We start from the raw sequence: 24,040 nt of genomic DNA, 5'->3' as shown, positions 1-24,040 counted from the left end.
GCTCCCGGCCGCCGCCGAGGGCCGCGCGTCGGAGCGACTCCCGACCGCCGCCCGGGCCCGGGTCGGGTCAGCTCCCGGCGGTCGGCGGTGGCGCGGCGCCGCGCAGCACCAGCGCGCTGTTGAACCCGTCGAAGCCGCGCGCCCCCACCAGCGCGATCCGGCTGCGCGGCGGGCGCGGCTCGCGCAGGAACGTCAGCTCGCAGCCGGGCGCGGGCTCCTCCGGGCCGGCGGAGACCGGCAGCACGCCACGGGAGAACGCGAGCAGCGCGGTGGCCGCGTCCAACGCCGACCCGCCCTGGTGGGCCCGGCCGGTCAACGGCTTCTGCGTGGTCACCGGCGGGGTCCGGTCGCCGAACACGGCACGCAGCGCGCTCGCCTCGGCCCGGTCGTACGCCGGCACGCCGAGCGCGTCCGGCCAGATCACGTCCACGTCGTGCGGGCGCACCGCGGCCCGCTCCAGGGCCAGCCGCAGCGCGCGGGCGTAGTGGGTCGGGTCCGGCCCGTCCTCGCGGTCGGTGGGCGCGGCGTCGTGGGTGGCCGCCCAACCGGTGATCTCCCCGTAGATGCGGGCGCCCCGGTCCAACGCGTGCGCCAGGTCCTCCACCACGAACACGGCGCCTCCCTCGGCCGGCACGTAACCGCTGGCCGAGGCGTCGAACGGCCGGTACGCACGGGCCGGGTCGGCGACGTCGCTGAGCAGCCCGGAGCGAAGCTGGCAGGCCAGCGCGTACGGGCTCAGCGGACACTCGGTGGCCCCGGCGATCACCACCGGGGTGCCCCGCCGCACGGTGCGCACCGCGTGCGCCAGGCTGTCCAGCCCGCCCGCCGACTCGGACACGGTCACCCCGGACGGGCCCTTGAACTGGTGGCGGATCGACAGCTGGCCGACGCTCGCCGCGTAGAACCAGGCGATCGACTGGTACGCCCCGACGGTGCGGGTCGGCCCGCCCCAGAGCCGTTGCAGCTCCCGCTGGCCGAACAGGTTGCCGCCGGACGAGCTGGCGAGCGTCACCGCCCACCGGTACGGGTCGGGCGAGACCTCCGGCAGCCCGGCGTCGGTCAGCGCCAGCCGGGTGGCGGCGAAACCGAGATGGCTCCATCTGTCGGTCTGCACCCGCTGCCGGGCGTCGACGAACCCGGCCGAGTCGAAGTCGGCCACCTCGCCGGCCACCCGCGTCGGGTAGGACGCCGGGTCGAACAGCGTGATCGGCCCGGTGCGCCGGGTGCCGGCCGACACGGTGGCCCAGTGCGCGTCCGAGCCGACGCCGCTGGGCGCGACCACGCCGATGCCGGTCACCACCGCCCGGGCCGTCATGCTGCGTTCACCGCGAGTCGGCGGAACACCATCGCGGACTGGAAGCCGCCGAAGCCGCTGCCCACCGAGAGCGCCACGTCCACCGGCACCTCGCGGGCCTCGTTCGGCACGTAGTCCAGGTCGCACTCCGGGTCCCGGGTGGTCCAGTTGGCGGTGGGCGGGACCACGCCGTACTCGATGGCCAGCGCGCAGGCGGCCATCTCGATCGAGCCGATGGCGCCCAGCGAGTGCCCGACCATCGACTTGATCGAGCTGATCGGCACCCGGTACGCGGTCGGGCCGAGCGCCCGCTTGAACGCCGCGGTCTCGTGCCTGTCGTTCTGCCGGGTGCCGGAGCCGTGCGCGCTGACGTACGACACGGCCGACGGGGCGAGCCGGGCCTGGCGCAACGCGTCGGTGATGGCCACCGCCATCTCGGCGCCGTCCGGACGCAGGCCGGTCATGTGGAACCCGTTGCTGCGGCTGGCGTAGCCGGCGACCTCGCAGTAGACGTGCGCGCCCCGGCGGCGGGCGTGCTCGGCCTCCTCCAGGACCAGCACCGCGGCGCCCTCGGCGAGCACGAAGCCGTGCCGGTCGGCGTCGAACGGCCGGGAGGCGTGCTCCGGGTCGTCGTTGTCCGGGCTGGTGGCCCCGATCGCGTCGAACGAGGCGACGGTGACCGGGGAGATCGGCGAGTCCGCCGCGCCGGCCAGCACGATGTCGGCCTCGCCGTCGGCGACGAGTTGGTGGGCGTACCCGATCGCGTCGATGCCGGAGGTGCAGCCGGTGGAGACCACCTGCGCCGGGCCGTGCAGGCCGTGCCGGCAGGCCACGTCGGCGGCCAGGCTGCTCGGCACCAGCGCCTGGTAGAGGTGGGGCCCGCCGAGGGTGTGGTCGACCAGCCAGTGCCGGCCGGAGTCGCTGACCCGGACGTACTCCTGCTCCAGCGCCATGGTGCCGCCGACGGCGGTGCCCAGCACCACGCCGGCCCGTTCCCGCTCGGCGTCGGTGAGCGTGAGCCCACTGTCGGCGAGCGCCTCGGCGGAGCAGGCGAGCGCGAACTGCACGTAGCGGTCGGCGCGTTGCCGCTCGGCCAGGGTGATCCCGGCGGCGTCGGGGTCGAAGTCGCACTCGGCGGCGATCTGCGAGCGGAACGGCGACGGGTCGAAGAAGCTGATCCGCCGGGTGGCGGTGCGCCCCTCGGTGATGGTCTTCCAGAACCGGTCCCGGGTGGCGCCGCCGGGCGCCACCACCCCGACCCCGGTGACCACGGTGCGCCGGCCGGTCACGACGGCTCCCGTGGCGGTGGGGCGGCGCTCTCGGTGTCGACGTGGCCGAGTTCCGGGCGGGGCGCGAGCGGGCCGAGGTGGAAGACCACCTCGGCGGGCTCGTCGCCGGTGTTGCGCAGCCGGTGCCGGACGTCCTTCGGCACGTACAGCGCCTCCCCGGCGACCACCGGCACCGGCTGGTCGTCCAGGTCGACGGTGAGGGCGCCGCGCGCGACGTAGAGGAACTCCTCGCTGTACGGGTGGTAGTGCTCGGCGATCCGCTCCCCCGGCGCGAGCGTGGCCACCCCCATGAAGCCGGAGGTGCTGCCGACGGTCTTCGGGCCGAGCAGCACCCGCAGCTCCCCGCCGCGCCGCCGGTCGGCGGGGACGTCGCGCGCGGAGACCCGGGCCGTGGTGGTGTCTGTCATCGCGCCGCCCCCTCGATCTTTTCCTTGATCACGGCGAGCTGGATCGCGCTGTTGGTGTTGATCCGCTCGGTCATGCCGACGTTGTCCAGCGGGGCCCCGGGTTTCATGGCGAAGTCCTGGGTCCAGGTCATCCGGGTGCCGCCGGGAATCTCCTCGTAACGCCAGTGGATGCGCATGTACTCGAACGGGCCGGTCTCCACCCGCCGGGCGTGCACCTGCCGGGTGGCCGGGTCGGCGGTGCGTTCGCTGACCCAGCTCCACGCCACCCCGTTCTCGTCCGGGTGCATGGTGAGCCGGAAGCGGACCGTGTCGCCGTCGCGGTGCAGGATCTCGGCCACCGCGTACTCGGTGAACAGCTCGGTCCACCGGGCCACGTCGTTGGTGACGTCCCAGACCAGCGGCAGCGGCGCGGCGATGTCCACCGCGTTCTCGGTGTGCCCGGGCGGGTCCGCCCGGCGGGCGACCAGGTCGGCGACGCCGGCGATGCTGAGCCCGCCGGCCTGCTCGGGGATCTTCACCCGGTACCGGTCGGCCACGACCGCGGCGAGTTCGAGCAGCGCCAGCGAGTCCATGCCCAGCTCCTCCAGGCTGGCCGCCGGGGCGCCGGCGGCGGCGTCCGGGTCCAGGCCGCAGTGCGTCACCAGGATCTCGGTGATCTCGCTGGTCAGCGGGCGGTCGGGGGCGAGGGTCATCGGTTCCTCCAGGTGGTCGGGCCGGCGGCAGGCACGGCGGGAGCGGGGGTACGGGCGGCCGGGTCGGCCTCGGCGCGCGGGTCGGGCACGGTGGGCGCGGCCTCGGGGCGCGGGGCGGTCTCGGGGCGCGGGGCGGTTTCGGGGCGCGGGGCGAGCAGGCGCTCGACCAGCGCGGTGGTGTGCCGGGCGGCCCGGAACGCGGGGTCGCGCAACACCCGCCGGGCGAACGGGATGGTGGTGCGGACCCCGGGACCGGCCACGTCGAACTCGGCCAGGGCCCGGTCGAGCCGGTCCAGCGCGGCGTCCCGGTCCGGCGCCCAGACCGCCACCTTGGCCAGCAGCGAGTCGTAGTGCGGGCTGACCAGGTAGCCGACGTGACCGTGCGTGTCGACCCGGGTGAACGGGCCGCCGGGTGGCCGGAAGCGGTCCAGCCGGCCGGGCGCGGGCGCGAAGTCGCGGTCCGGGTCCTCCACGTTGACCCGGCACTCGATCGCCACCCCGTGCAGCCGCACGTCGGACTGCCGCAGGCGCAGCGGGACGCCGGCGGCCACGTGCAGCTGTTCCCGCACCAGGTCGACGCCGGTGACCATCTCGGTGACCGGGTGCTCCACCTGGATCCGGCAGTTGATCTCCAGGAAGTGGGCGCGTTCGGCGTCGTCGACCAGGAACTCGACGGTGCCGACGCCGGTGAAGCCGACCGACAGCGCGCCGCGCAGGGCCACCTCGGCGAGGGTGTCCAGGGTGGCCGGCCGCAGCGCCGGTGCGGGCGCCTCCTCGACCAGCTTCTGGTGCCGGCGCTGCACCGAGCAGTCCCGGGTGCCCAGGTGCACGCCGTTGCCCTGGTCGTCGCAGAGCACCTGCACCTCGACGTGGCGGGCGTCGGCGAGGTAGCGCTCGACGTACACCCGGTCGTCGCCGAAGGCGACCTGCGCGGCGGCGCGGGTGCGGGCGTACGCGCGGGGCAGCTCGGCCGCGGAGCGCACCACTGTCATCCCCCGCCCGCCTCCGCCGGCGGCGGCCTTGACGATCACCGGGTAGCCGACCTCGGCGGCCACCTCCTGGGCGTCGGACACGGTCGGCGACGTCCGCACGCTGCCCGGCGGCAGCGGCAGCCCGGCCCGGCTCATCAACGCCCGGGCGGTGGACTTGTCCGCGAGCGCGGCCATCACCTGCGGCGGCGGGCCGACGAAGACCAGACCGTTCTCGGCGCAGATCTCGGCGAAGTCGGCGTCCTCGGAGAGGAAGCCGTAGCCGGGGTGCACCGCCTGAGCGCCGGTCTGCCGGGCCGCCTCGACGATCGCCGCGGCGTTGAGGTAGCTGCGGCGGCTCGCCGCCGGACCGATCCGGACCGCCTCGTCGGCCAGCCGCACCGGCAGCGAGTCGGCGTCGGCGCTGGAGTGCACCACCACCGTCCGCACGCCGAGTTCCCGGCAGGCTCGCAGCACCCGCAACGCGATCTCGCCCCGGTTGGCGATCAGCACCTTCTCGAACATCAGGCGTCCGCTCCGGCGACCGGGTCCAGCGCGATCAGCGGCTGGTCGTACTCGACCGGTTTGCCGTCTCCGACCAGCACCTCGACCACCCGGCCGGCCTGGCCGGCGGTCACCTCGTTCATCAGCTTCATCGCCTCCACGATGCCGATCACCTGGCCCGGCCGGACCAGGTCGCCGACGGCGACGAACGGCGCGGCGCCCGGCTCCGGGGCCCGGTAGAACGTGCCCACCACGGGCGAGCGCACGGTCGGCCGGTCGGCCGCGGGCGCCGTGTCCACGTCGGCCCGCGCCACCGGCTCACCGGCGGGCGGGTGCCCGGCACGCGGCGCCGGCACCGGGTCGTGCCACTCCACCTCCAGCGCGGCGTCACCGCTGCGCAGCCGCACCCGGCGGACCGGGCCGGCCAGGTCGGCGACCAGCCGGTGGGCCTGCCGGCGCAGCCCGTCCAGCAGCTGTTCGGCCTCGCCGTCCGCCATCACGCCTCCTCCGTCCGGCCGCCGGCCGACGGACCCCCGCCCGGCTCGGCGGCGACGCGGCCCGCCGCCGGTCCCGGCGAGGGGCCGGCGGAGCGCGCCGCGCCGAAGCGACGGAAGCGCTGGCGGCGGCGGCGCACCAGGGTGGCCGGGGGGACCGTGAGCAGCGGGGCGAGGTTCGCCGCGACCGCCCGGCCCAGCAGCTCCGCGGCGCCCGCCGGGTCGCCGTGCGCCGCCGGGTGCGGCTCCGGCACCAGCTCGTCGACCACGCCGAGCCGGCACAGGTCGGCGCCGGTCAGCCGCAGCGCGCGGGCGGCCTGCGGCGCGGCCGAGCTGTCCGGCCACAGGATCGCGGCGCAGCCCTCCGGGCTGATCACCGAGTAGACCGCGTGCTCCAGCATGAGCACCCGGTCGGCGACGGCGAGGGCCAGTGCGCCGCCGCTGCCGCCCTCGCCGGTGACCACCGCCACCACCGGCGTGGGCAGCACGCTCAGCGCGAGGATGTTCTCCGCGATCGCCGCGGCCTGACCCTGCTGCTCGGCGGCCACCCCCGGGTCGGCGCCCGGGGTGTCCACGAGCGTCACCACCGGCAGCCGGAGCCGGGCCGCGAGGCGCATCAGCCGCAGCGCCTTGCGGTGCCCGGCCGGGGAGGCCATGCCGAAGTTGCGGGCCACCAGCTCGGCGGTGGTGTGCCCCTTCTGGTGGCCGATCACCATCACCGGCCGACCGTCGAGGCGGGCCACGCCACCGACGATCGCCGGGCAGTCCGCGCCGAGCCGGTCGCCGTGCAGCTCGACGAAACCGTCGAACGTGGTCTCCAGATAGTCCAGCGTGGTCGGTCGGCCGGGGTGCCGGGCGGTGCGTACCGTCTCCCAGGGGTCGCGGGCCGGGCGCGCGACGGCGGGGGACGCGGCGGCGAACGGGCGCGGCGCCGGCCCGGTGGCCGGCGGACGGCGACCGGCCTCGGCGGCGGCGAGCAGCGCGGCCAGCCGGCCCCGCAGGGCGTGCCGGGGCACCACCAGGTCGACCTGCCCGTGCCGCAGCAGGTACTCCGCGGTCTGGAAGCCGTCCGGCAGCGCCGCGCCGGTGACCTGCCGGATCACCCGAGGGCCGGCGAAGCCCAGCCGGGCGCCGCTCTCGGCCAGCACCACGTCGGTGTTGGTGGCGAACGACGCGGCCACCCCGCCGTACGTGGGGTCGGTGACCACGCTGACCGTGAGCAGACCCGCCTCGCGCAGCCCCGCGAGGGCCTGGCTGACGGTGGCCATCTGCATCAGCGACAGCGCGCCCTCCTGCATCCGTGCCCCGCCCGACGCGGTGACCAGCACCAGCGGGATGCCGTCGGCGAGCGCCCGTTCGGCGGTGCGGGTGATCAGCTCGCCGACCGCGCAGCCGAGGCTGCCGCCCAGAAAGCGGAAGTCCATCACCGCCAGCGCGACCGGGTGGCCGCCCAGCCGGGCGGTGCCGCAGACCACCGCCTCGTCCAGGCCGGTGCCGGCGCGGGCCGCGCCGAGCCGGTGCGGATAGGGCAACGCGTCGACGAAGCCGATCGGGTCGACCCGGACCGCCCGGTCGGGCAGCGGGGCGAACGAGTCCGGGTCGACCAGTTGCGCCACCCGCTCCGGCGCTTCCAGCCGGGCGTGTGAGCCGCACTCCGGGCAGACGTCCAGGTTGCGGCGTAGCCGCTTGCGGTAGAGCAGCGAGGCGCAACCGTCGCACCGCGACCAGAGCTGCTCGTCGCGGGGCGCGGTGGTGGTCACGGCCGCCGCCCGGCAGCGTCGTACGGGTGCACCTGGCGTCCCGGGGCGTCGTACCGGTAGAAGCAGTGGGCCATGGCGTCGCGGGGTGAGCGCCAGGTCGCCAGGTACGGCGAGACGTACGGCCGCAGCCGCTCGCTGATCCGCACGAACTCGGGGTGCCCGCGGGCGTCCTCGACCGCGCCCTCGGTCGGTGTCTCCGTCTCCAGCAGGTGCACGTAGAGGTCGTGCAGCCGGTAGAGGGCGCGGTGGCGCACGCCGACCAGGCCGGGCAGCTCGGTCGCGTCGGACTCGGCGAAGATCTCGGCGACCCGGTCCTCGGCGGTGGGCACCACCTTGGCGACGATGAGCGAACGGTCCATCCGCGGCCTCCCCTGGTACGTCCCGGTGCGCGGCGGACCGGTCACGCCGCACGGATGGCTCACGGTGCCGCCGGCGGCGTCAACCCGGCGTCAACCGGCCACCACCGGCCCGCCAGGATGGTGACGCTGCGTTGACGCAAACTGTGCGTGGGCTATGCGAAGATCCACTTCCGCTCTCGGTTGACGACACTTTTTCGCAGATCACAGGGGACTTACGAATCCGCTACGGAGCGTCAACGGCGGCCGGGGACGTTGACTGAGAGTAACAGACGTTGATATTCTCCGTTCCGATCGACCCGGCCACGGCGCGCGTTCGACCACCGCGGCGGAGACGTTCCGACACCGGGGTCGAGGGCGAGAATCCGGGCAGACAGGACAGTCGGGACCCAGGTGCCCGGCGGTGGGGGGTGCGCCGTGTCCGGTGGATCGAGGATGCCGACGGCGGGAGACCACGCCCCCCGGGTGGCACTGCACCTGCTCGGCGGTTTCCAGCTGCTGCACGACGGCACGCCGGTGGTGGTGCCCCGCGGCCTGCAACGCGTCATCGCGCTGATCGGGCTGCGCCCGGGCGCCACCCGCAGCCACCTCGCCGGCCTGCTCTGGCCGGAGAACCCCGAGGAACGGGCGCTGTCCTCGCTGCGTACTGCGCTCTGGCGGCTGCGCCAGGACCCGTGCTGTCCGCTGCGCACCGACGGCGACACCGTCCGCCTCGACCCCACCGTCCACCTCGACACCGACCAGCTGGTCGAGGCCGCCGCCCGGGTCCGCGAGGGCGCGGTCCCCCGCGGCGTCACCGGCGCCGGCCGGCACGACCTGCTCCCCGGCTGGTACGACGACTGGGTGCTGCTGGAACGGGAGCGACTGCGCCAACTGCGCCTGCACATGCTGGAGGAGCTGGCCGGCAACCACCTCGTCGCCGGGCGCCACGGCGAGGCCCTCGAAGCGGCGCTGGAGGCGATGGCGGCCGAGCCGCTGCGGGAGACCCCGCACCGCCTGGTCGTCCGCATCCACCTCGCCGAGGGCAACGCGTTCGAGGCGGTGCACTCCTTCTACGTCTACCGCGACCTGCTCCTGCGCGAGCTGCGCCTGGAACCGTCCCCAGCCATGACCGCCCTGCTCGACGACACCCTCGCCCCGATCCGCCGGGCCAGCCGCCCGGAGCCGCCGACGCGCCGCGCCGGCCCGGCCACCGGCGCCGCGCCGCGCCGCCCGGCGCCGCATCCGCGCGGCGCGACCTCGCCACCGCCATCAATGCCCAGGGGTACGCCGTGACGGCAAGGTGACACCCGCACCGCCACGGTGACGGTACGACGACCGCCGCCGCCCGGCCCGGGGGCGACGCGGCGGCAGCGCGGCGGAAGGGGACTGCGATGAGTCGACTGTTGGTGGTCAGCCGGATCGTGCCCGGCTCGCAGGGCCGGGTGGCACAGATCTTCGCCGAGTCCGACGCGACCGAACTGCCCCGGCTCACCGGCGTCCGGCACCGGTCGCTCTACTACCTGCACGACCTGTGCGTCCATCTGATGGAGACCGTCGACGTGGCGCCGGATCTGGCCGCCGAGCTGCGCGACCACCCGCTCTACGCACACGTCAACGAACGGCTGTCCGCGCACACCGCGCCGTACCTGCCGACCTGGCACTCGCCCCGCGACGCGGTGGCCGGCTGCTTCTACAGCTGGGACTCCGCCGACACCCCCACGCCCGACCGGATCCGCTGACCGGCCACGGGCCACCGACGGGGGCGCCCCGGGACCGCGCACGGCACCAGGTCCCGGGGCGCCCTCCCCCACCCACGGTCATCCTCCGGCCACCGGCCGGTCCCACCCGCACGTCCCACCGCCGACCTGCCTGTCGCCCCGCGCGCACGTGTGCGAAGCTGCCCCGAGCTTTCTCGTGACCGTCGTGCACGTACATAGAAGGAGGTTGGCCATGCCGTCGAGCTTCGGGCAGTGGCTGCTCGTGATCCTGGCCCTGCTCATCGGAGTCGGTATCGGCTGGGCGGTGTCCGGCCGCCGGACCGGCGCCGGCGCGTCGACGCCCACCGTGGAGGGTGCCACCGCCCCGGCCACCGAGGTGACCGCCACCGTCGACGAACCGCGCCCGGCAGCGGTGGTCGACGAGACGCCGGCGCCCGCCGCCGTGACCGACCGGCCGGCCCCGGCCGAGGTGGACACCACCCCCGAGTCCGACCCCGCCCCCGCCGAGCCGGTCGTCGTCACCGCCGAGGCCGAGCCCGCTTCCACGACCGAGCCGGCCACCGCCGGTTCGACGGAGCCGGCCCTCGATCCCGAGCCGACCACCACTCCCGAGCCGGCCACCGCCGGTTCGACGGAGCCGGTCGTCGAGGCCGAGCCGGCCACCACCGCCGAGCCCGTCGCCACCGCCGAGCCCGTCGCCGCCGCCGAGCCCGTCGCCGCCGCGACCGAGCCGGTCGCCAGCACGGCCGGGCCGGCCACCGCCGCCGATCCGGAGCCGGCCACCGCGGCGGAGCCCGTCGGCGCCGGCTTGTCGCACCCGGCGCAGGCGGTCGACACCGCCGAGCCGGCCGGCGCGGCTGCCGACCCGGTCGCCGAGCCGCTGCCGGCCACGCCGGCGACCGACCTGGAGCCCGTACCCGCCGAGCCCGTCGCCGCCGCTCCCGCGCCGACCGACGCGACGCCGGCACCCGCCGGCGCGCTGGCGGAGCCGACCGACACGACGCCGGCACCCGCCGGCGTGGTGGGGGAGCCGGCCACCTCGGCCGCCGGCGAGCCGGCGGCCACGCCGGTCGTTCCGGCGCCCCGGACCTCGGCGGAGAACGCCGGCCCGGACGACTTCCGCCGCATCCAGGGCATCGGGCCGAAGCTGGCCGCCGCGCTCCAGGAGGCCGGCATCCGCACCTACCGGCAACTGGCCGACCTGGACGAGGCCGCGCTGCGGGAGACCGTGAAGGCCGCCGGCCTACGCGCCGCGCCCGGGCTGGCCACCTGGCCGCAGCAGGCGAAGGTGCTGGCCGGCGCCCGGAGCGAGGCCGAGCAGGTGCTCCCGGCCGGCGCCGAGTAGCCCGTACCGGATTCCGGGCCGGTGGCGACCGTCGGTCGCCACCGGCCCGTTCCGTTCCCGGACGTCGGAATGCCGAAAGGCCGACGGGCACGCACGGGCGTGGTTACGGTCGGTGCAGGGGCGGAACGGCCTCACCGCACGATCCGCCACCGCAGGGAGCAGCTCGTGCCCACCGCGACACCGGACCCCGCCGGCCCGCGCCCCCCGGTCCGCGATCCCGAGGCGCCGCGCCGGGTGACGCTGCTGGAACTCTTCTTCGACCTGGTGTACGTGGTGGCGCTCGCCCTGGTCTCCCGCTACCTGATCGACGGGGTCGGCTGGGGGCGCGCCGCCGAATCGCTGATCATGTTGATGGCCATCTGGTGGACGTGGGCGATCACCACGCTGGTCACCGATCTCTACGATCCGCAGCGCGCCGAGATCAAACTGCTGGTGGTGGCGGTGATGTTCGGCGCGCTGCTGATGACCACCGCCATCCCGGAGGCGTTCGGCGCCCGTGGGCTGGTCTTCGCCGGCACGTACGTGGCGATCCATCTCGGACGCGGGCTGTTCCTCATGCCGGCGGTCCGGCGTCACCCGCAGACCCGCCGCCGCGCCATCCGGATCTTCGTCTGGTTCGCGGTGTCGGCGGTGCCCTGGCTGGTCGGGGCGGTCGCCGCGCACGACAACGCCCGGCTGTGGTTCTGGGCCGGCGCGCTGGCCATCGACTATCTGGGGTTCCGGCTCGCCTACCCGGTGCCCGGCCTGGGCGCCGTGCCGGACGCCCAGCGCAACGTGACCGCCGAGCACCTCTCCGAGCGCTACCAGCAGTTCTTCATCATCGCGCTGGGCGACGCGGTGCTGGTCTCCGGCACCGTGTTCAGCCTGCACCACTCCGAGGTGGAGAACATCGCCGCGTTCACCACCGCGTTCGGCACCACGCTGCTGCTCTGGCGCGTCTACGTGCACAAGTCCGGTGAGCTGCTGCCGGACGCCATCGCGCGGTCGAACCAGCCGAGCAAGTTCCTGAACACCGCCCCGTACACCCACCTGCTGATGGTGGCCGGGGTGGTGACCACCGCGGCCGGCTTCGACCTGGTGCTGCTGGAGCCGACCGGACACACCCCGCCGGCCTGGCTGGCGGTCATCCTCGGCGGACCGGCGCTGTTCCTGGCCGGTCGGGCGGCCTTCGAGTACGAGGTCTTCAGCCGGGTGTCGCCGTCGCGCCCCGGTGGCGTGCTGGCGCTGCTCTGCGTCGCGCCGGCGCTGGTGTTCCTGGCGCCGGTGTACGCCTCCCTCGGGGCGATGCTGGTGCTGGCCGGGGTGGCCGCTGCCGACCACCGGCGAAGTCGGGGCCGTCCGCCCGAGGAGCCGATGCCACCGCACTGAGCCGCCACCGGTAATCGGAATCGGCCGCGCCGCGGCGGTGCGCCGTTTGGCGGATCACCCGCGCGGGGTACATGCCCTCCACCTCGAATCCACCACAACCCCAGTGGAGGCAACTGATGCGCGGCACCTCGATATTCGGCGTCCTGGTCGTCATCTGGCTCATCATCGGCGCCATCGCGGCCGGGCAGCGCGGCTACTACGGCAACGACGAGACCAACTGCGCGGAGGCGGGCACGATCCTCGTCACCATCGTGGCCGGTCCGCTGAACTACATCGGCGCCAACCCGAAGATCGACTGCAAGCTGCCGGAGCCGTCCAAGTAGGCCGCCGCGCTCCGTACCCGTACCTCCTGCACTTCCCCGGCCCGCGCCCGCCCAGCGAGCGCGGGCCGTTCCGTATCCCACGTTCACCCCGCCACCCCGCTAAGGCGTCCTAGGAGGCTGGGTTATCGGCGTCGGCGTGAGAAGGGGACCCTTCTCTACCGGAGGCGTTAACAGGGGGCCCCTCCTTACACCTCAACCACCCACGTGGATGCCGGGTCGGCGGGTGGGGTCGGGCTCCGACTTGCGGATGATCTCGCGGACCACCGGCGGGGTGTCGCCGCGCCCCAGGATCAGGTAGCGCAGCAGGTGCGCGATCGGGTTGCCCTCCGACCACTCGAAGTGGCAGTGCGGCCGGACCCCGGTGGCGTCACGCAGCGCGAGCAGGATCGCCGCGATCGCGTTCGGCGCGGCCGGGCTGCGGGCCCGCAGGATCCGGTATCCGCCCACCTCCACCCCGTGCACCCGCAGCACCTGACTGAACTGCGACGGGTCGCTGACGTCGATCTCCAGGAAGATCACGTCGGCGGCGCCGGGAACCGGGTTCATCGACCGCTGGGCCCGCTCCTTGACCCGGTACTCCTTCACCGACCCGCTCTGCCGCTTGTTGGCGATCAGGTGCAGCCGCCCGTCCCGGGCGACGGACTCGTCGACGAACCGGCGGGCCGGCCCGTCGAACTCGATCCGCTCGGCGCGCAGCTCCGTGGTGCGGGTGACCCGGGAGATCAGCGACACCGCGACGATCCCGGCGATGAAGAAACCGGAGATGGTGATGCCGTCCGGCTTCTCCACCACGTTCTCCGCCAGCGCGTACAGCAGCACGGCGGTGAGCAGCGCGAACCCGGCGGCGGCGACCCGGTGCCGGGCGCGCAGCGCCGAGATGGTCACCGCGATCGCGCCGGAGACCATCATGGCCAGGATGCCGGTGGCGTACGCGCCGGCCTGGGCGTTGACGTCGGCGGAGAACGCGACAGTGATGGCGATGCTGATCGCGGTGTAGACCAGCACCACCGGCCGGACGGCCCGCCCCCACTCCGGTGCCATCCCGTACGACGGCAGGTAGCGCGGCACGATGTTGATCAGCCCGGCCATCGCCGAGGCGCCGGCGAACCAGAGGATGAGCACGCTGCTGATGTCGTACACGGTGCCGAAGGCCTCACCGAGGCGCTCGTGCGCCAGGTACGCCAGCGCCCGGCCGTTGGCCGGCCCGCCGGGGGCGAACGCGTCCGGCGGGATCAGCACGGTGGTGACGAACGTGGTCGCCACCAGGTAGACCGACATGATCAGCGCGGCGGTGGTGAGCAGCCGGCGGGTGCTGCGGATCCGGGCGGCCAGCCGCCGTTCCGGGTCCTCGCCGTCGCCTCGGACCAGCGGCATCATGCTCACCCCGGTCTCGAAGCCGGACAGGCCCAGCACCAGCAGCGGGAAGGCGAGCACGCTGGTGGCCAGCACGTCGCCGGCGCCGCCGACCCGGGTCAGCCGGCCGGTCCAGTCGCCCAGCACGCCCGGGTCGGCGGCGACGTCGGCCAGCCCGGCGACCACGACCACCGCGTTCAGCGCGAGGAAGACCGCCACCAGCGGGATGGCGACCTGGACGGCCTCGCTGAAGCCGAGCAGGAACACGCCGCCGAGCACCAGCAGCAGCACCACGGTGACCGCCACCGCGGCGGTGGTGTCGTGCGGGAACGACCGGGGCAGGATCGGGTTCTCCAGCAGGTGCACGCTGGCGTCGGCGGCGGAGAGCGTGATCGTGATGATCCACGAGGTGGCCACGAAGCCGAGCAGCACCAGCACGAAGACCTTGCCCCGCCAGAACGGCAGCAGCCGCTCCAGCATCGCCACCGAGCCCTGCCCGTGCGGGCTCTCCCGGGCCACCCGCCGATACATGGGCAGCATCCCGAGCAGGGTCAGCGCCACGATGAGCAGGGTCGCCAGCGGGCTGAGCGCGCCGGCCGCGACGGCGGCGATGCCTGGCAGGTAGGAGAGGGTGGAGAAGTAGTCGACCCCGGTCAGGCACATCACCTGCCACCACGGGTGCGCCCGGGTCTGGTGTTCCCGTACCTCCGGGCCGACCGGCTCGACCCGGTGCTGGAACAGCCACCGGTGCAGCCGGTCCGCGGGCACCGCCGGCCGGGCCGGCGTCTCCACCCGATCCGGCAGCGCGCACGGTGCCCGCCCGGCCCCGTCGCCGGGCTCGGCGTGGCGACCGGCCCGGGCCGCGGCGGCGGCGTGCGCCTCGCGGCGCCGGTCCCGCGTACGCCGGGGCTGCTCCCCGTCCCGTGCCTGCGCCATGACCCGACGGTAGGCGGTAGCCGGGTCACGACCCGGCCGAATGCCGATCGAACCAGCGACGAGTGGGACGGCGTCCCCGTGTCCCGCGCCCGGACGGCGGGACACGGGGACCCCCCGTCCCGGCTACTGCAGGAACGCCCCCAGGGGCGACAGCAGCAGCCGGCCGAGCAGCGCGGCGTTGTCGTCCAGCCGCGTCCGCTCACACTCGCGGGCGTCCGGGTCGTGGCGGCAGCGCCAGATCTTCTGGGCGTTGCGCCAGGCCACGTTGCGGGTGTATTCCACCAGCTCGCCCTGGTACCAGTCGTCGATGTCGCCGTTGACCATGTCGATCATGAGTTGCCAGTGGTCCAGGTAGCCCCGCCGCAGCTCCGGGATCCGCTCCGCGAAGATCTTGTTGATCTCCAGGTAGTCGCGGTGCTGGTCGCTGCCGTCGACCGGCTCCGACTCCAGGCTCTCCAGCGTGGTCACCAACGCGAACGGCAGGTCGTAGTTGATGTGCGCGTTGACGCCCGCGGCGGCCGACGGCAGCGGTCGGGCGTCCGGGCCACGCATCCGCTTGAACAGGCACGACCACGCCCGCGGCGTGCTCGGGCTGGAGTCGGTCCAGAACCGCAGCGCCTCGAAGTAGCGGGCGGCGAAGTCCACGTCGAGCCGGGCCAGGAACGCCGGGTCGACGAACCGGTCCTCGTAGAGGCCGTCCAGCACCGTGCTGGTGATGACCAGGTAGAGCTTGTTGAAGTCGGCCAGCGGGCAGCTCGCCTCCAACGGCGGGAGCCGGACCAGCAGGTCCTGCAGCTTCGTCAGATGGTCGACGACCGCCGGCACGTCGGCGGGGTGGTCGGCGAGCAACCCGACGATGTCCTGATGCACGGGACCCCAGACCGGTTCGGTCATCTCTCCTCCACGATGGTCGGCGTCCCCCACGACGCCACCCGATTCCGCGGCACAGCCTGCCAGCCACCGTGGGCGCCCCGGATCAGTAGAACGACGTATAACCGACGTACGTCTATTCCGGGCGGTTGCGCAGGAAGATCGCGCTGGCCTGCACCCGCGTGCGGACCTGGAGCTTGTCGAAGATGTGCGACACGTGCACGCCGATGGTCCGTTCGCTGATGAACAGCCGCTGGCCGATCTCCTTGTTCGTCAGCCCCTCGGCGACCGCGGCGAGCACCTCGCGCTCCCGCGCGGTCAGCACCGCCAGCTCGTCCACCGCCGGGGCCGCGGGCGCCGCGGGCACCGCCGTCCGCGGCCGGGGCACCGGCGCGGCCGACGGCGCGTCGTCCAGGGTGACCCGGGCCCGCCCCGCCAGGGTACGGATCTCCGCGCTGAGCGGCACCGCGCCGAGCGACTGCGCCATCGCGTGGGCCTGGCGCAGCAGCTTGCCGGCGGTGGCCACCCGGCTGCGCCGGGCCAGCAGCGCCTCGGCCTGCCGCAACCGCGAGTACGCCGCGGGGTAGGGATGGTTGCGCCGGTCCCACTCGGTGGCCGAGCGCGCCCACAGCTCGGGGTCGCCCCGGCCGTCGTCGAGCCGGCTCAGCTCGGCGTCGCAGAGCGCCAGGAAGCCGTCGGCCACGTAGCGCACCGGGGCGCCGGCCTGCCCGCTCTTGCGGGTCACCCGGTCGACCGCCTCGCGCAGCCGGCGCACCGCGGTCGGGTCCACCTCGACGGTGCGGCTGGCCGTCGCCTCGGCCTCGGCGCGCAGCCCGTGCCAGGCCAGCGTGGCCAGCACGATCACGTCGTCCGAACGGCTCTCGGTCAGGCCCCGCTGGACGGCCTGTCGGGCCAGGTCGTGCCGGCCCTGCCACATGAACAGCCCGGCGCGCAGGATCAGCATCGGCAGCACGTGCCGGGCGCCGCCGCCGGCCAGCACCGTGGCGACCGCCTCCAGGTCCCGGTCGGAGGCCTCGACGTCGCCGTACCCGACGGAGAGCCGGCACCGGGCCAGCAGCAGCTCGACCGCATCCGCGCCGGACGGCCGGTGCCGCAGCGCGGCGGCGACGACCTTCTCCGCCTCGGCCCACTGCCCCACCCGGAACAGCCCGTTCGTGGCGACCGCCAGCAGCCGGGTCTCCCAGGTGCGGCCGAGACCCAGCTCGGCGACCCGTTCCGCGCCGCGGCGGGCCACCACCACCCCCTCCTCGAGGATGTTCAGCGGCCCGGTGAGCAGCTCGGCGAGGTGCAGGTAGGCGCAGGCCACGTCCTCCGGCCGGCCGGAGCGTTCGGCGGTCTCCAAGGCCCGGCGCATCACCGCCAGCCCGGCGGTCGGATCCTCCAGGAACGCCTCGCTGAAGCCGAGCGCGGCGCTGGCCATCACCACCTCGGAGGTGGAGCCGGGGACCTCGGCGGCCAGGTCGAGGGCCTCCCGCGCCTGGGCGCCGGCCTCGGCGTAGCGGCCGAGGTGCAGCAGCAGCTCGGCCAGCCGGGCGGCGGCGGTGCACCGCTCGTGCGGCGTGCAGTCGGCCGAGGCGAGCACCCGCCGGTATTCCTCCTCGGCCGGGGCGGAACGGCCGGCGGCGGCCAGGTAGCGGGCCCGCCGGATGTGCAACGCGCAGGCCGGCGGACCGGCCGGGTCGGCGGACAGCTCCTCCAGCAGGGTCAGCGCCCGAGCGTGCTCTCCACTGTGGTGCGCGGCCTCGGCGGCGTGGCTGAGTAGTTCGACCCGGTCCACCTCGACCGGCTCGGTGGGCCGGCTGCCGTCCGGCGGCACCGGGGGCGGAGTGGCCGCCAGGGTCAACGCGGCGGACCAGTGGCGGTGCGCCTCGGCGTACCCGTGCAGCCGTTCCGCCTCGCGGGCGGCGGCCATCGTCGCGGGCAGCGCGCGGGCCGGCTCGCCGGCCTGCCGCCAGTGGTGGGCCAGCCGGGCCTGGTGCAGCTCGGCCGGGGCGGCCGTGAGCGCCTCGGCGTAGCGGCGGTGCAGCGCGGCCCGCTCGGCCGGCAGCAGCTCGTGGGCCAGGATCTCGGCGACCAGCCGGTGCCGCAGCCGGTAGCCGTCGTCGGCGCCGACCAGCAGGCGGTGCGCCACCGCCTCGCGCACCGCGTCGAGAAGCTCGTCCTCCGGCAGCCGGACCACCTGAGCCAGCAGCCAGTGCTCGACCGGCTCGACGCCGGCCGCGACCGCCTGCACCACGGCGTGCGCGGGCTGCGGCAACGCGTCCACCCGGTCCAGGAAGACCTCGCGCAGCGTGTCGGAGAGGCCGTCGCGGCCGTCGCGCCGGTCGCGGGCCAGCTCCTCCACCACGAACGGGTTGCCGCCGCTGCGTTGCCACATCTGGTCGGCGGCCTCCGGCGGCAGCGGCGCGCCGGCGATCGCGGCGGCCAGCTCGTCGGTGCCGGCCCGGTCCAGCGGAAGCAGGTCCACCACCCGGACCGATCGCAGGCGGCGCAGTTCGGTGAGCACCCGGCGCAGCGGGTGCGCGCCGCGCAGCGACTCGGCGCGGATCGCGGCGAGCACGGACAGCTGCAGGTCACCGAGGCCGGCGAGCAGGTAGAGCAGGAGCTGGCGGGTGCTCCGGTCGACCCACTGCAAATCGTCGAGGACGAGCACCAGCGGCCGGCCGCCGGCGACCAGGTGCAGCCCCTGGGCGACCCGTTCCAGCAGCGCGCCCGCGCCGTCCGGGCCCGGGGTCTCCTCGTCGAAGACCTGCAACAGGCCACGGACCGCCGAGGTGGTGCGCGCCTCGGCCAGGTCGGCGTCGAGCCGGCGCAGCGCTTGGCGCACCGGGTGCAGCGGCGAGGCGTCGCCGATGTCGAGGCAGGTGCCGGTGAGGACCAGGGCGCCGGCCTGCCGCAGGCGCTCACCGACCTCGCCGAGCAGCCGGGTCTTGCCCACCCCGCTCTCACCGGTGAGGAACACCGCCGCGGTCTGCCCGGCAGCGACGTCGTCGAGCAGCGCCGACCGCAGCGTCGCCAGGGTCCCGGTGCGGCCGACGAGCGGTGCGGTGTCCGGGTCGCTGGCCATGGGACGCAGCCTAGTCACAGGTCCCCGCACCGTTCTACGGCCTCGGGGGCCCACTCGTACTCCTCGCGTCGACAAACCGACTAACGGTTGCGCGTGCCCGACATACGTCGTCCTACCGATCCCCCGACGACCCGGTGGTGAAAGTGTCCGGAGGTCGTCGGGCACCGGACCAGGGAAAGGGTGGGTGCGATGTTGATCACCACGCCCGTGGGGAGTCGGGAAGCCGTCAGCGCGTCGCGCTGGCCGGTGCCGGAGGAACGCCGCACCGTCACGGTGCTCTTCGTCGACATCGTCGGCTCGACCGCCCTGGTGGAACGACTCGACCCGGAGGACGTGCGGGCGCTGCAACGGGTCTACTTCGGCACCGTGGGCGGCGTGCTGCGCCGCTGGCGGGGCGTGGTGGAGAAGTACGTCGGCGACGCGGTGATGGCGCTGTTCGGCGCGCCCGACTGCGACGGCTTCGACGCGTACCGGGCAGTGCGGGCCGGGCTGGAGATCCAGGCGGCGCTGGACCGGCGGTCGCCGGGCGACGCCCGGCTGCGGGTACGGGTCGGGGTGGCCACCGGCGAGGTGCTGGTCGACCTGACCGGAGCCCGCGACGGCGGGCACGGCGCGGCCAGCGGCGCGGTGATCACCACCGCGGCCCGCCTCCAGGAGTACGCGCCGCCCGGCGGGGTGGTGGTCTGCCCGACCACCCGACGGGCGGTCGCCGGCCTGGTGGAACAGCGCCCGCTCGCCACCATGACCCTCGCCGGCAAGGCGTCGCCGCTGGACGTCTGGCGGGTGACCGGGCTGCCCCGGCACCGGCCGGCCCGGCACCGCGGCCCACTGGTCGGTCGCCGGCGGGAATTGGCGGGCGCGGCCGACGCGCTGACCCGGGCGCTGCGCGAGCGCCGTCCACGATGGATCTCGCTGACCGGGCCGCCCGGCAGTGGACGCAGCCGACTGCTGCACGAGCTGACCCGGGCCGTCGCGCGGGTGGACGGCACCGCGGTGCGCTGGTGCGTGACGCACTGCCCGCCGTACCCGGACGGGGACCTCGCGCCGCTGGCCGGCCTGGTCCGCGCGCTGCTCACGCCGGAGCCGGCCGGCGTTCGCGCCCTGCCCGGGTCGGCGGCGCGGTGGGTCGCCACCACCCCCGCGCTGGCCGCGTTCCTCGCCGCGCCCCGCGACGCCGCGGCGGGCGCCCGGGCCGCGACGGCGTGCCGCGATCTCCTGCTCGACCGGGCCACCGGGAGCCCGGTCGTGGTGGCCGTGGACGACCTGGACCGGGCCGCACCGGCGCTGCACCGCTTCCTGCGCCAGTTGCACGCCGCCGCCGACGACCGAGGGCTCGCGCTGGCGGTGGTCACCACGCACGAGGCCGGACGCGCCGACCCGTGGTCCGGGCCGCTCGGCCGCCGACACGGAATGTGGTTGCCGCCGCTGGACGCCCGCGACACCGGTCGCCTGCTGCGCCACCTGCTCGACCGGGCCGGCCGGCCCGCCGCCCTGGCCGCGCGGCTGCTGCCGCTGGTCGGCGGCAACCCGGGCGTCGCCACCGCCTACGCCACGGCCGACCCGGCCGCCGAGCCGGCCGGGGTGCCCGCCACCGTACGCCGGCTGGTGGACGCCCGGCTGGACAGGCTGGACGGCCCGCAGCGGGCGGTGCTGATGGCCGGGGCCGCGCTGGGCGGCCCGATCGTCGCCGGCACGGTCGAGCGGATGCTCGGCTGGCCGGCCGGGCAGGCCGGGCCGGCGCTGCGCGCCCTGGTCGCGGCCGGCCTGCTCCGCCGAGCCGACGCCGGCCTGGGCGGCTCGGTGGGCTCGGTGGGCTCGGCCGGCTCGGCCGGCTCGGCCGGCTGGACGATCGTCGAGCCGGTGGTGGCCCAGGTGGCGGCCCATCGGCTGCCCCGCGCGGTGCGCGCGGAGTTCGCGCGCCGACTGGTCGAGGGCGTGCCGGACGCGGCGCTCCGGACCGACCGGACGGTTGTCCTCGCCACCGCCCGGCCCGCGACCAACGCCGGGCCCGGTGTCGACGACCGGCGGGGTGCCGGTGTCCGGGCCGGAGCCAACGCCGGACCGGGTGCCGGCGCCATCAGCGGTGCCGGCGCCGCGAGGAGGGCCGGCGCCGCAAGGGGCGCGGCCACCCTGCGGGGCGCAGCCTTCGGGCCGGGTATCGGCGGCGGCTCGGGGGCTGCCGTCCGGGCAGGTGCCGGCGTCGCCCGGGACGCCGACGGCGGGTCGGGTGCCGGCGTCGCCCGGGACGCCGACGGCAGGTCGGGTGCCGGCGTCGAGACGGCGGGCGGCGTCCGGCCGGGCCACGACATCGGGACGGCAGCCGCCGCGCGGGCGGGTGCCGGTGTCGTGACGGCCGGAGGCAGCGGGCCCGAAGCGGGTCGCGCGGGCGGCAACGGTGTCACGGGTGGGTCGGACGCGGTCGCGGGTCGTCGCCCGGCCGGCTGGTCGAACGAGGCTCCCGTCGCGTGCCACACGGCCGCGGCGGGTTCCGGGATCGGCGTTCCCGAGCGGAGCGTCGACGGGCGGGCGAGCTGCCCGCTCGGGGCGGGACGGTCGCGCCGGTCGGGTGGAGGGGCCCGACCGGCGCCCGTCCCGCCGTCCCGCTCCGCCGGATCCGACGTCGGGCCGGTGGTCGCGGACCGACCCGGGTACGCCGGTTCCGGCGCTGCGCGGGCCGGGCCACCGTCGAGGGCCGCGCCCGCCGGCGCGGGACCGACCGGGGTGGACGCCCCGGCGCACCCGTTCGGGCGGGCCGTTCGCCGGTCCGAGCCGGCGCCGCGCGACCGGCGGGACCGAACGACGCCACCGGACACCACGCTCGGGCTCGCGGCCTGAGGACCCGGTCCGGGTCGGAGCGGGCACGGGGCCACTCCGACCCGGGCGGGCCGCGCCAGGTGTCAAGCGGGGCCCCTTCCTATGCAGAATGCGTTAAGAAGGGGCCCCGCCTTGCACGACGCGGCTGCGTCCGCGGAACTCGGCCACCACCTCGTCGCCGCGCCGGACGGTGACGTCGTAGATGCCGCTGCGCCCCTGCCGGACCCGCTCGGTGGCGTACGCCTGGAGCACGTCGCCCTCGCGTACCGGGCGCAGGAAGCTGATCTCGCCGCCGGCCGCCACGGTGACCGGCCCGTGGCTGTTGCAGGCCAGCGCGAACGCGGTGTCGGCCAGCAGGAACACGAAGCCGCCGTGGCCGATGGCGTGCCCGTTGAGCATCGCCGGGGTGACCCGCATCCGGGCCACCGCCGCGCCGGCGCCGGCCGAGACCAGCTCGATGCCGAGGCCTTTCGAGGCCACGTCGGCGTCGAACATGTCGTGTGCGGCGGTACGGTCGCCCTCGGCCGCCATCTCAGCGCTCCCGCCGCTGGTCGACGATGCGGCGCATCTTGCCCATCGAGCGCTCGACCCCGTCCGGCTCGATCACCCGGACCGCCACGGAGACCCCGATGGTGTTCTTGACCTGCTCGACCAGGGCCGCCCCGGCCCGCTCGGCCTCGTCCAGCGCGGCGCCGGCGCGCCGTTCCACGTGGACGGTGAGGGTGTCCAGCCGACCCTGCCGGTCCAGCACGCACTGGAAGTGCGGCGACAGGGCGGGGGTGCGCAGGATCAGCTCCTCGATCTGGGTCGGGAACACGTTCACCCCGCGCAGGATCATCATGTCGTCGGTGCGTCCGGTGATCTTCTCGATCCGCCGCATCGGGCGGGCCGTGCCGGGCAGCAGCCGGGTCAGGTCGCGGGTGCGGTAGCGGACCACCGGCATGGCCTCCTTGGTGAGCGAGGTCAGCACCAGCTCACCCCGTTCACCGTCGGGCAGCACCGCGCCGGTGAGCGGGTCGATGATCTCCGGGTAGAAGTGGTCCTCCCACAGGTGCAGACCGTCCTTGGTCTCCACGCACTCGACCGCCACCCCGGGACCCATCACCTCGGACAGCCCGTAGATGTCGAGCGCGTGCATGTCCAGCCGCTGTTCCAGTTCCCGGCGCATGTCCTCGGTCCACGGCTCGGCGCCGAAGACGCCGACCCGCAGCGAGGTGGCGCGCGGGTCGACGCCCTGGCGTTCCATCTCGTCCACGATGGCCAGCATGTAGCTGGGGGTGACCATGATGACCTCGGGTTCGAGGTCGCGGATCAGCATGACCTGGCGTTCGGTCATGCCACCGGACACCGGGATCACGGTGCAGCCCAGCTCCTCGGCCCCGTAGTGCGCGCCGAGGCCGCCGGTGAACAGCCCGTAGCCGTACGCGACGTGCACCCGGTCGCCGCGCCGGCCGCCGGCGGCCCGGATCGAGCGGGCCATCAACGCGGCCCAGGTTTCCAGGTCGGCCCGGGTGTAGCCGACGACTGTGGGGCGCCCGGTGGTGCCGGAGGAGGCGTGCAGCCGGGCGATCCGCTCCCGGGGCACGGCGAACATCCCGAACGGGTAGTTCTCCCGCAGCTCGGCCTTGGCGGTGAACGGGAAGCGGGCCAGGTCGGCCAGGTCGCGTACGTCGTCGGGATGCGCGCCGGCGTCGTCGAACGCGCGGCGGTAGTGCGGCACGTGGTCGTAGGCGTGCCGCAGCGACCGGCGCAGCCGGTCCAGTTGCAGCGCCCGCAGCTCGTCGACGGCGATCCGCTCGACGGGATCCAGCTCGTCCGGACGAGGGGTGCGGTCCTGCACGGTGGCCTCCTGCGCGACGGGCCCGACGCCGCCGCGCCGGGCGAGATGCCGATCACCGTACGCCCGTACGGGCCGTCCTGCCAGGTCAGCGCCGCCGGAGGTGGCGGTCAGCGGGCGACCGGCAGGCGGTGCAGCGCGTCGACGAGCGGGGCCAGCTCGGGGGTGCGCTCGGCCTCGGCCAGCGCGTCGGCGAGCACCCGGTCGTGGGTGGGTCGGGCGCGGGCCAGCAGCTCGGACCCGGCGGAGGTCAGCTCGGTGTAGATGCCGCGGCGGTCGTCGGCGCAGAGGATCCGGGTGAGCAGGCTACGTTCCTCCAGCCGGCTGACCAGGCGGGTGGTGGCGCTGCCGGAGAGCGCGGCGGCGCGGGCCAGTTGCCGCATCCGCATGTGCCAGCCGTCCTGCCGGGACAGCGCGTCGAGCACCGTGTACTCCACGACGGAGAGGTCGTGCTCGGCCTGGAGGGCGCGCTCCAGGGCGGTCTCGATCAGGCCGTGCAGCGCGGCGAGCGTACGCCAGCCCTGGGCGCGGATCTGGACCGCGTCGTCGCCGATGCCCATCGACCCTCCTCGGGTGTGACGTGGACGTCCCCCAGCCTAGCACGCTTGCGCCTATATAAAGCGCGTGCAACTATTTCGTTGC

The 24,040-nt window shown here is 75.4% G+C and carries 20 protein-coding genes; 6 read left to right on the top strand and 14 right to left on the bottom strand.

What is annotated here, in order from left to right; translation table 11 throughout:
- Nucleotides 1-67: 67 nt before the first annotated feature.
- Genes O7598_RS12290 through O7598_RS12255 form a run of 8 tightly spaced genes read right to left on the bottom strand, consistent with a single transcriptional unit; the run spans nucleotide 68 to nucleotide 7,767 of the window.
- Nucleotides 68-1,315, bottom strand: a complete 1,248-nt coding sequence (locus O7598_RS12290; protein WP_269691459.1) for a beta-ketoacyl synthase N-terminal-like domain-containing protein — start codon at nucleotides 1,313-1,315, stop codon at nucleotides 68-70.
- Nucleotides 1,312-2,583, bottom strand: coding sequence for a beta-ketoacyl-[acyl-carrier-protein] synthase family protein (locus O7598_RS12285; protein WP_269691458.1), 1,272 nt, complete (start codon nucleotides 2,581-2,583; stop codon nucleotides 1,312-1,314). Before O7598_RS12285 ends, O7598_RS12290 begins: the two co-directional genes overlap by 4 nt.
- The gene (locus tag O7598_RS12280) at nucleotides 2,580-2,990 is read right to left on the bottom strand and encodes a cupin domain-containing protein (RefSeq protein WP_269691457.1); all 411 of its coding nucleotides are present in this window, start codon (nucleotides 2,988-2,990) and stop codon (nucleotides 2,580-2,582) included. Before O7598_RS12280 ends, O7598_RS12285 begins: the two co-directional genes overlap by 4 nt.
- On the bottom strand, nucleotides 2,987-3,682 hold the full coding sequence (locus tag O7598_RS12275) for an SRPBCC family protein (RefSeq protein ID WP_269691456.1): 696 nt from the start codon (nucleotides 3,680-3,682) through the stop codon (nucleotides 2,987-2,989). Before O7598_RS12275 ends, O7598_RS12280 begins: the two co-directional genes overlap by 4 nt.
- Nucleotides 3,679-5,175: an acetyl-CoA carboxylase biotin carboxylase subunit gene (locus O7598_RS12270; protein WP_269691455.1), complete on the bottom strand. Its 1,497-nt coding sequence runs from the start codon at nucleotides 5,173-5,175 to the stop codon at nucleotides 3,679-3,681. Before O7598_RS12270 ends, O7598_RS12275 begins: the two co-directional genes overlap by 4 nt.
- Nucleotides 5,175-5,651 carry an acetyl-CoA carboxylase biotin carboxyl carrier protein gene (accB, locus tag O7598_RS12265; protein WP_269691454.1) on the bottom strand — a complete coding sequence of 159 codons (477 nt, stop codon included), beginning with the start codon at nucleotides 5,649-5,651 and terminating at the stop codon, nucleotides 5,175-5,177. Before accB ends, O7598_RS12270 begins: the two co-directional genes overlap by 1 nt.
- Nucleotides 5,651-7,408, bottom strand: coding sequence for an acetyl-CoA carboxylase carboxyltransferase subunit alpha (locus O7598_RS12260; protein WP_269691453.1), 1,758 nt, complete (start codon nucleotides 7,406-7,408; stop codon nucleotides 5,651-5,653). Before O7598_RS12260 ends, accB begins: the two co-directional genes overlap by 1 nt.
- The gene (locus O7598_RS12255) at nucleotides 7,405-7,767 is read right to left on the bottom strand and encodes a TcmI family type II polyketide cyclase (protein ID WP_269691452.1); all 363 of its coding nucleotides are present in this window, start codon (nucleotides 7,765-7,767) and stop codon (nucleotides 7,405-7,407) included. Before O7598_RS12255 ends, O7598_RS12260 begins: the two co-directional genes overlap by 4 nt.
- A gap of 432 nt (nucleotides 7,768-8,199) precedes the next feature.
- Here O7598_RS12255 and O7598_RS12250 point away from each other — a divergent pair, with 432 nt between their 5' ends.
- The 5 genes from O7598_RS12250 (at nucleotide 8,200) to O7598_RS12230 (ending at nucleotide 12,500) form a co-directional block, all read left to right on the top strand.
- On the top strand, nucleotides 8,200-9,039 hold the full coding sequence (locus O7598_RS12250) for an AfsR/SARP family transcriptional regulator (RefSeq protein ID WP_442929852.1): 840 nt from the start codon (nucleotides 8,200-8,202) through the stop codon (nucleotides 9,037-9,039).
- Between the two features lie 98 nt (nucleotides 9,040-9,137).
- Nucleotides 9,138-9,485, top strand: a complete 348-nt coding sequence (locus tag O7598_RS12245) for a TcmI family type II polyketide cyclase (RefSeq protein WP_269691450.1) — start codon at nucleotides 9,138-9,140, stop codon at nucleotides 9,483-9,485.
- A gap of 211 nt (nucleotides 9,486-9,696) precedes the next feature.
- Nucleotides 9,697-10,809 carry a helix-hairpin-helix domain-containing protein gene (locus O7598_RS12240; RefSeq protein WP_269691449.1) on the top strand — a complete coding sequence of 371 codons (1,113 nt, stop codon included), beginning with the start codon at nucleotides 9,697-9,699 and terminating at the stop codon, nucleotides 10,807-10,809.
- 165 nt (nucleotides 10,810-10,974) lie between these two features.
- Nucleotides 10,975-12,177, top strand: coding sequence for a low temperature requirement protein A (locus O7598_RS12235; protein WP_269691448.1), 1,203 nt, complete (start codon nucleotides 10,975-10,977; stop codon nucleotides 12,175-12,177).
- Between the two features lie 116 nt (nucleotides 12,178-12,293).
- Nucleotides 12,294-12,500 carry a hypothetical protein gene (locus tag O7598_RS12230; RefSeq protein WP_091055994.1) on the top strand — a complete coding sequence of 69 codons (207 nt, stop codon included), beginning with the start codon at nucleotides 12,294-12,296 and terminating at the stop codon, nucleotides 12,498-12,500.
- 192 nt (nucleotides 12,501-12,692) lie between these two features.
- Here O7598_RS12230 and O7598_RS12225 read toward each other — a convergent pair whose 3' ends face one another.
- The 3 genes from O7598_RS12225 to O7598_RS12215 all read right to left on the bottom strand — a co-directional run bounded on the left by O7598_RS12225 (nucleotide 12,693) and on the right by O7598_RS12215 (nucleotide 18,747).
- Nucleotides 12,693-14,789, bottom strand: a complete 2,097-nt coding sequence (locus tag O7598_RS12225) for an amino acid transporter (RefSeq protein ID WP_269691447.1) — start codon at nucleotides 14,787-14,789, stop codon at nucleotides 12,693-12,695.
- A 123-nt stretch (nucleotides 14,790-14,912) separates the two neighbouring features.
- The gene (locus O7598_RS12220) at nucleotides 14,913-15,683 is read right to left on the bottom strand and encodes a DUF5995 family protein (protein WP_091055989.1); all 771 of its coding nucleotides are present in this window, start codon (nucleotides 15,681-15,683) and stop codon (nucleotides 14,913-14,915) included.
- A 112-nt stretch (nucleotides 15,684-15,795) separates the two neighbouring features.
- Nucleotides 15,796-18,747 (bottom strand): helix-turn-helix transcriptional regulator, encoded by a 2,952-nt coding sequence (locus O7598_RS12215; RefSeq protein ID WP_269691446.1) that lies wholly within the window; start codon nucleotides 18,745-18,747, stop codon nucleotides 15,796-15,798.
- 189 nt (nucleotides 18,748-18,936) lie between these two features.
- On the opposite strand from O7598_RS12215, the gene O7598_RS12210 reads away from it, so the two are divergent.
- Nucleotides 18,937-21,582, top strand: a complete 2,646-nt coding sequence (locus O7598_RS12210; protein WP_269691445.1) for an AAA family ATPase — start codon at nucleotides 18,937-18,939, stop codon at nucleotides 21,580-21,582.
- 93 nt (nucleotides 21,583-21,675) lie between these two features.
- On the opposite strand, the gene paaI is transcribed toward O7598_RS12210, so the two are convergent.
- The 3 genes from paaI to O7598_RS12195 all read right to left on the bottom strand — a co-directional run bounded on the left by paaI (nucleotide 21,676) and on the right by O7598_RS12195 (nucleotide 23,958).
- On the bottom strand, nucleotides 21,676-22,092 hold the full coding sequence (gene paaI, locus O7598_RS12205) for a hydroxyphenylacetyl-CoA thioesterase PaaI (RefSeq protein WP_269691444.1): 417 nt from the start codon (nucleotides 22,090-22,092) through the stop codon (nucleotides 21,676-21,678).
- Between the two features lies 1 nt (nucleotide 22,093).
- Nucleotides 22,094-23,401: a phenylacetate--CoA ligase PaaK gene (gene paaK / locus O7598_RS12200; RefSeq protein ID WP_269691443.1), complete on the bottom strand. Its 1,308-nt coding sequence runs from the start codon at nucleotides 23,399-23,401 to the stop codon at nucleotides 22,094-22,096.
- A gap of 107 nt (nucleotides 23,402-23,508) precedes the next feature.
- Entirely contained in the window at nucleotides 23,509-23,958 is a 450-nt protein-coding gene (locus O7598_RS12195) for a MarR family winged helix-turn-helix transcriptional regulator (RefSeq protein ID WP_269691442.1), read from the bottom strand.
- Between the last annotated feature and the right edge of the window lie 82 nt (nucleotides 23,959-24,040).

This window comes from Micromonospora sp. WMMC241 (assembly GCF_027460165.1).
Taxonomy (GTDB): Bacteria; Actinomycetota; Actinomycetes; order Mycobacteriales; family Micromonosporaceae; genus Micromonospora; species Micromonospora humi.
This window is presented reverse-complemented; position numbering and strand designations above follow the sequence as displayed.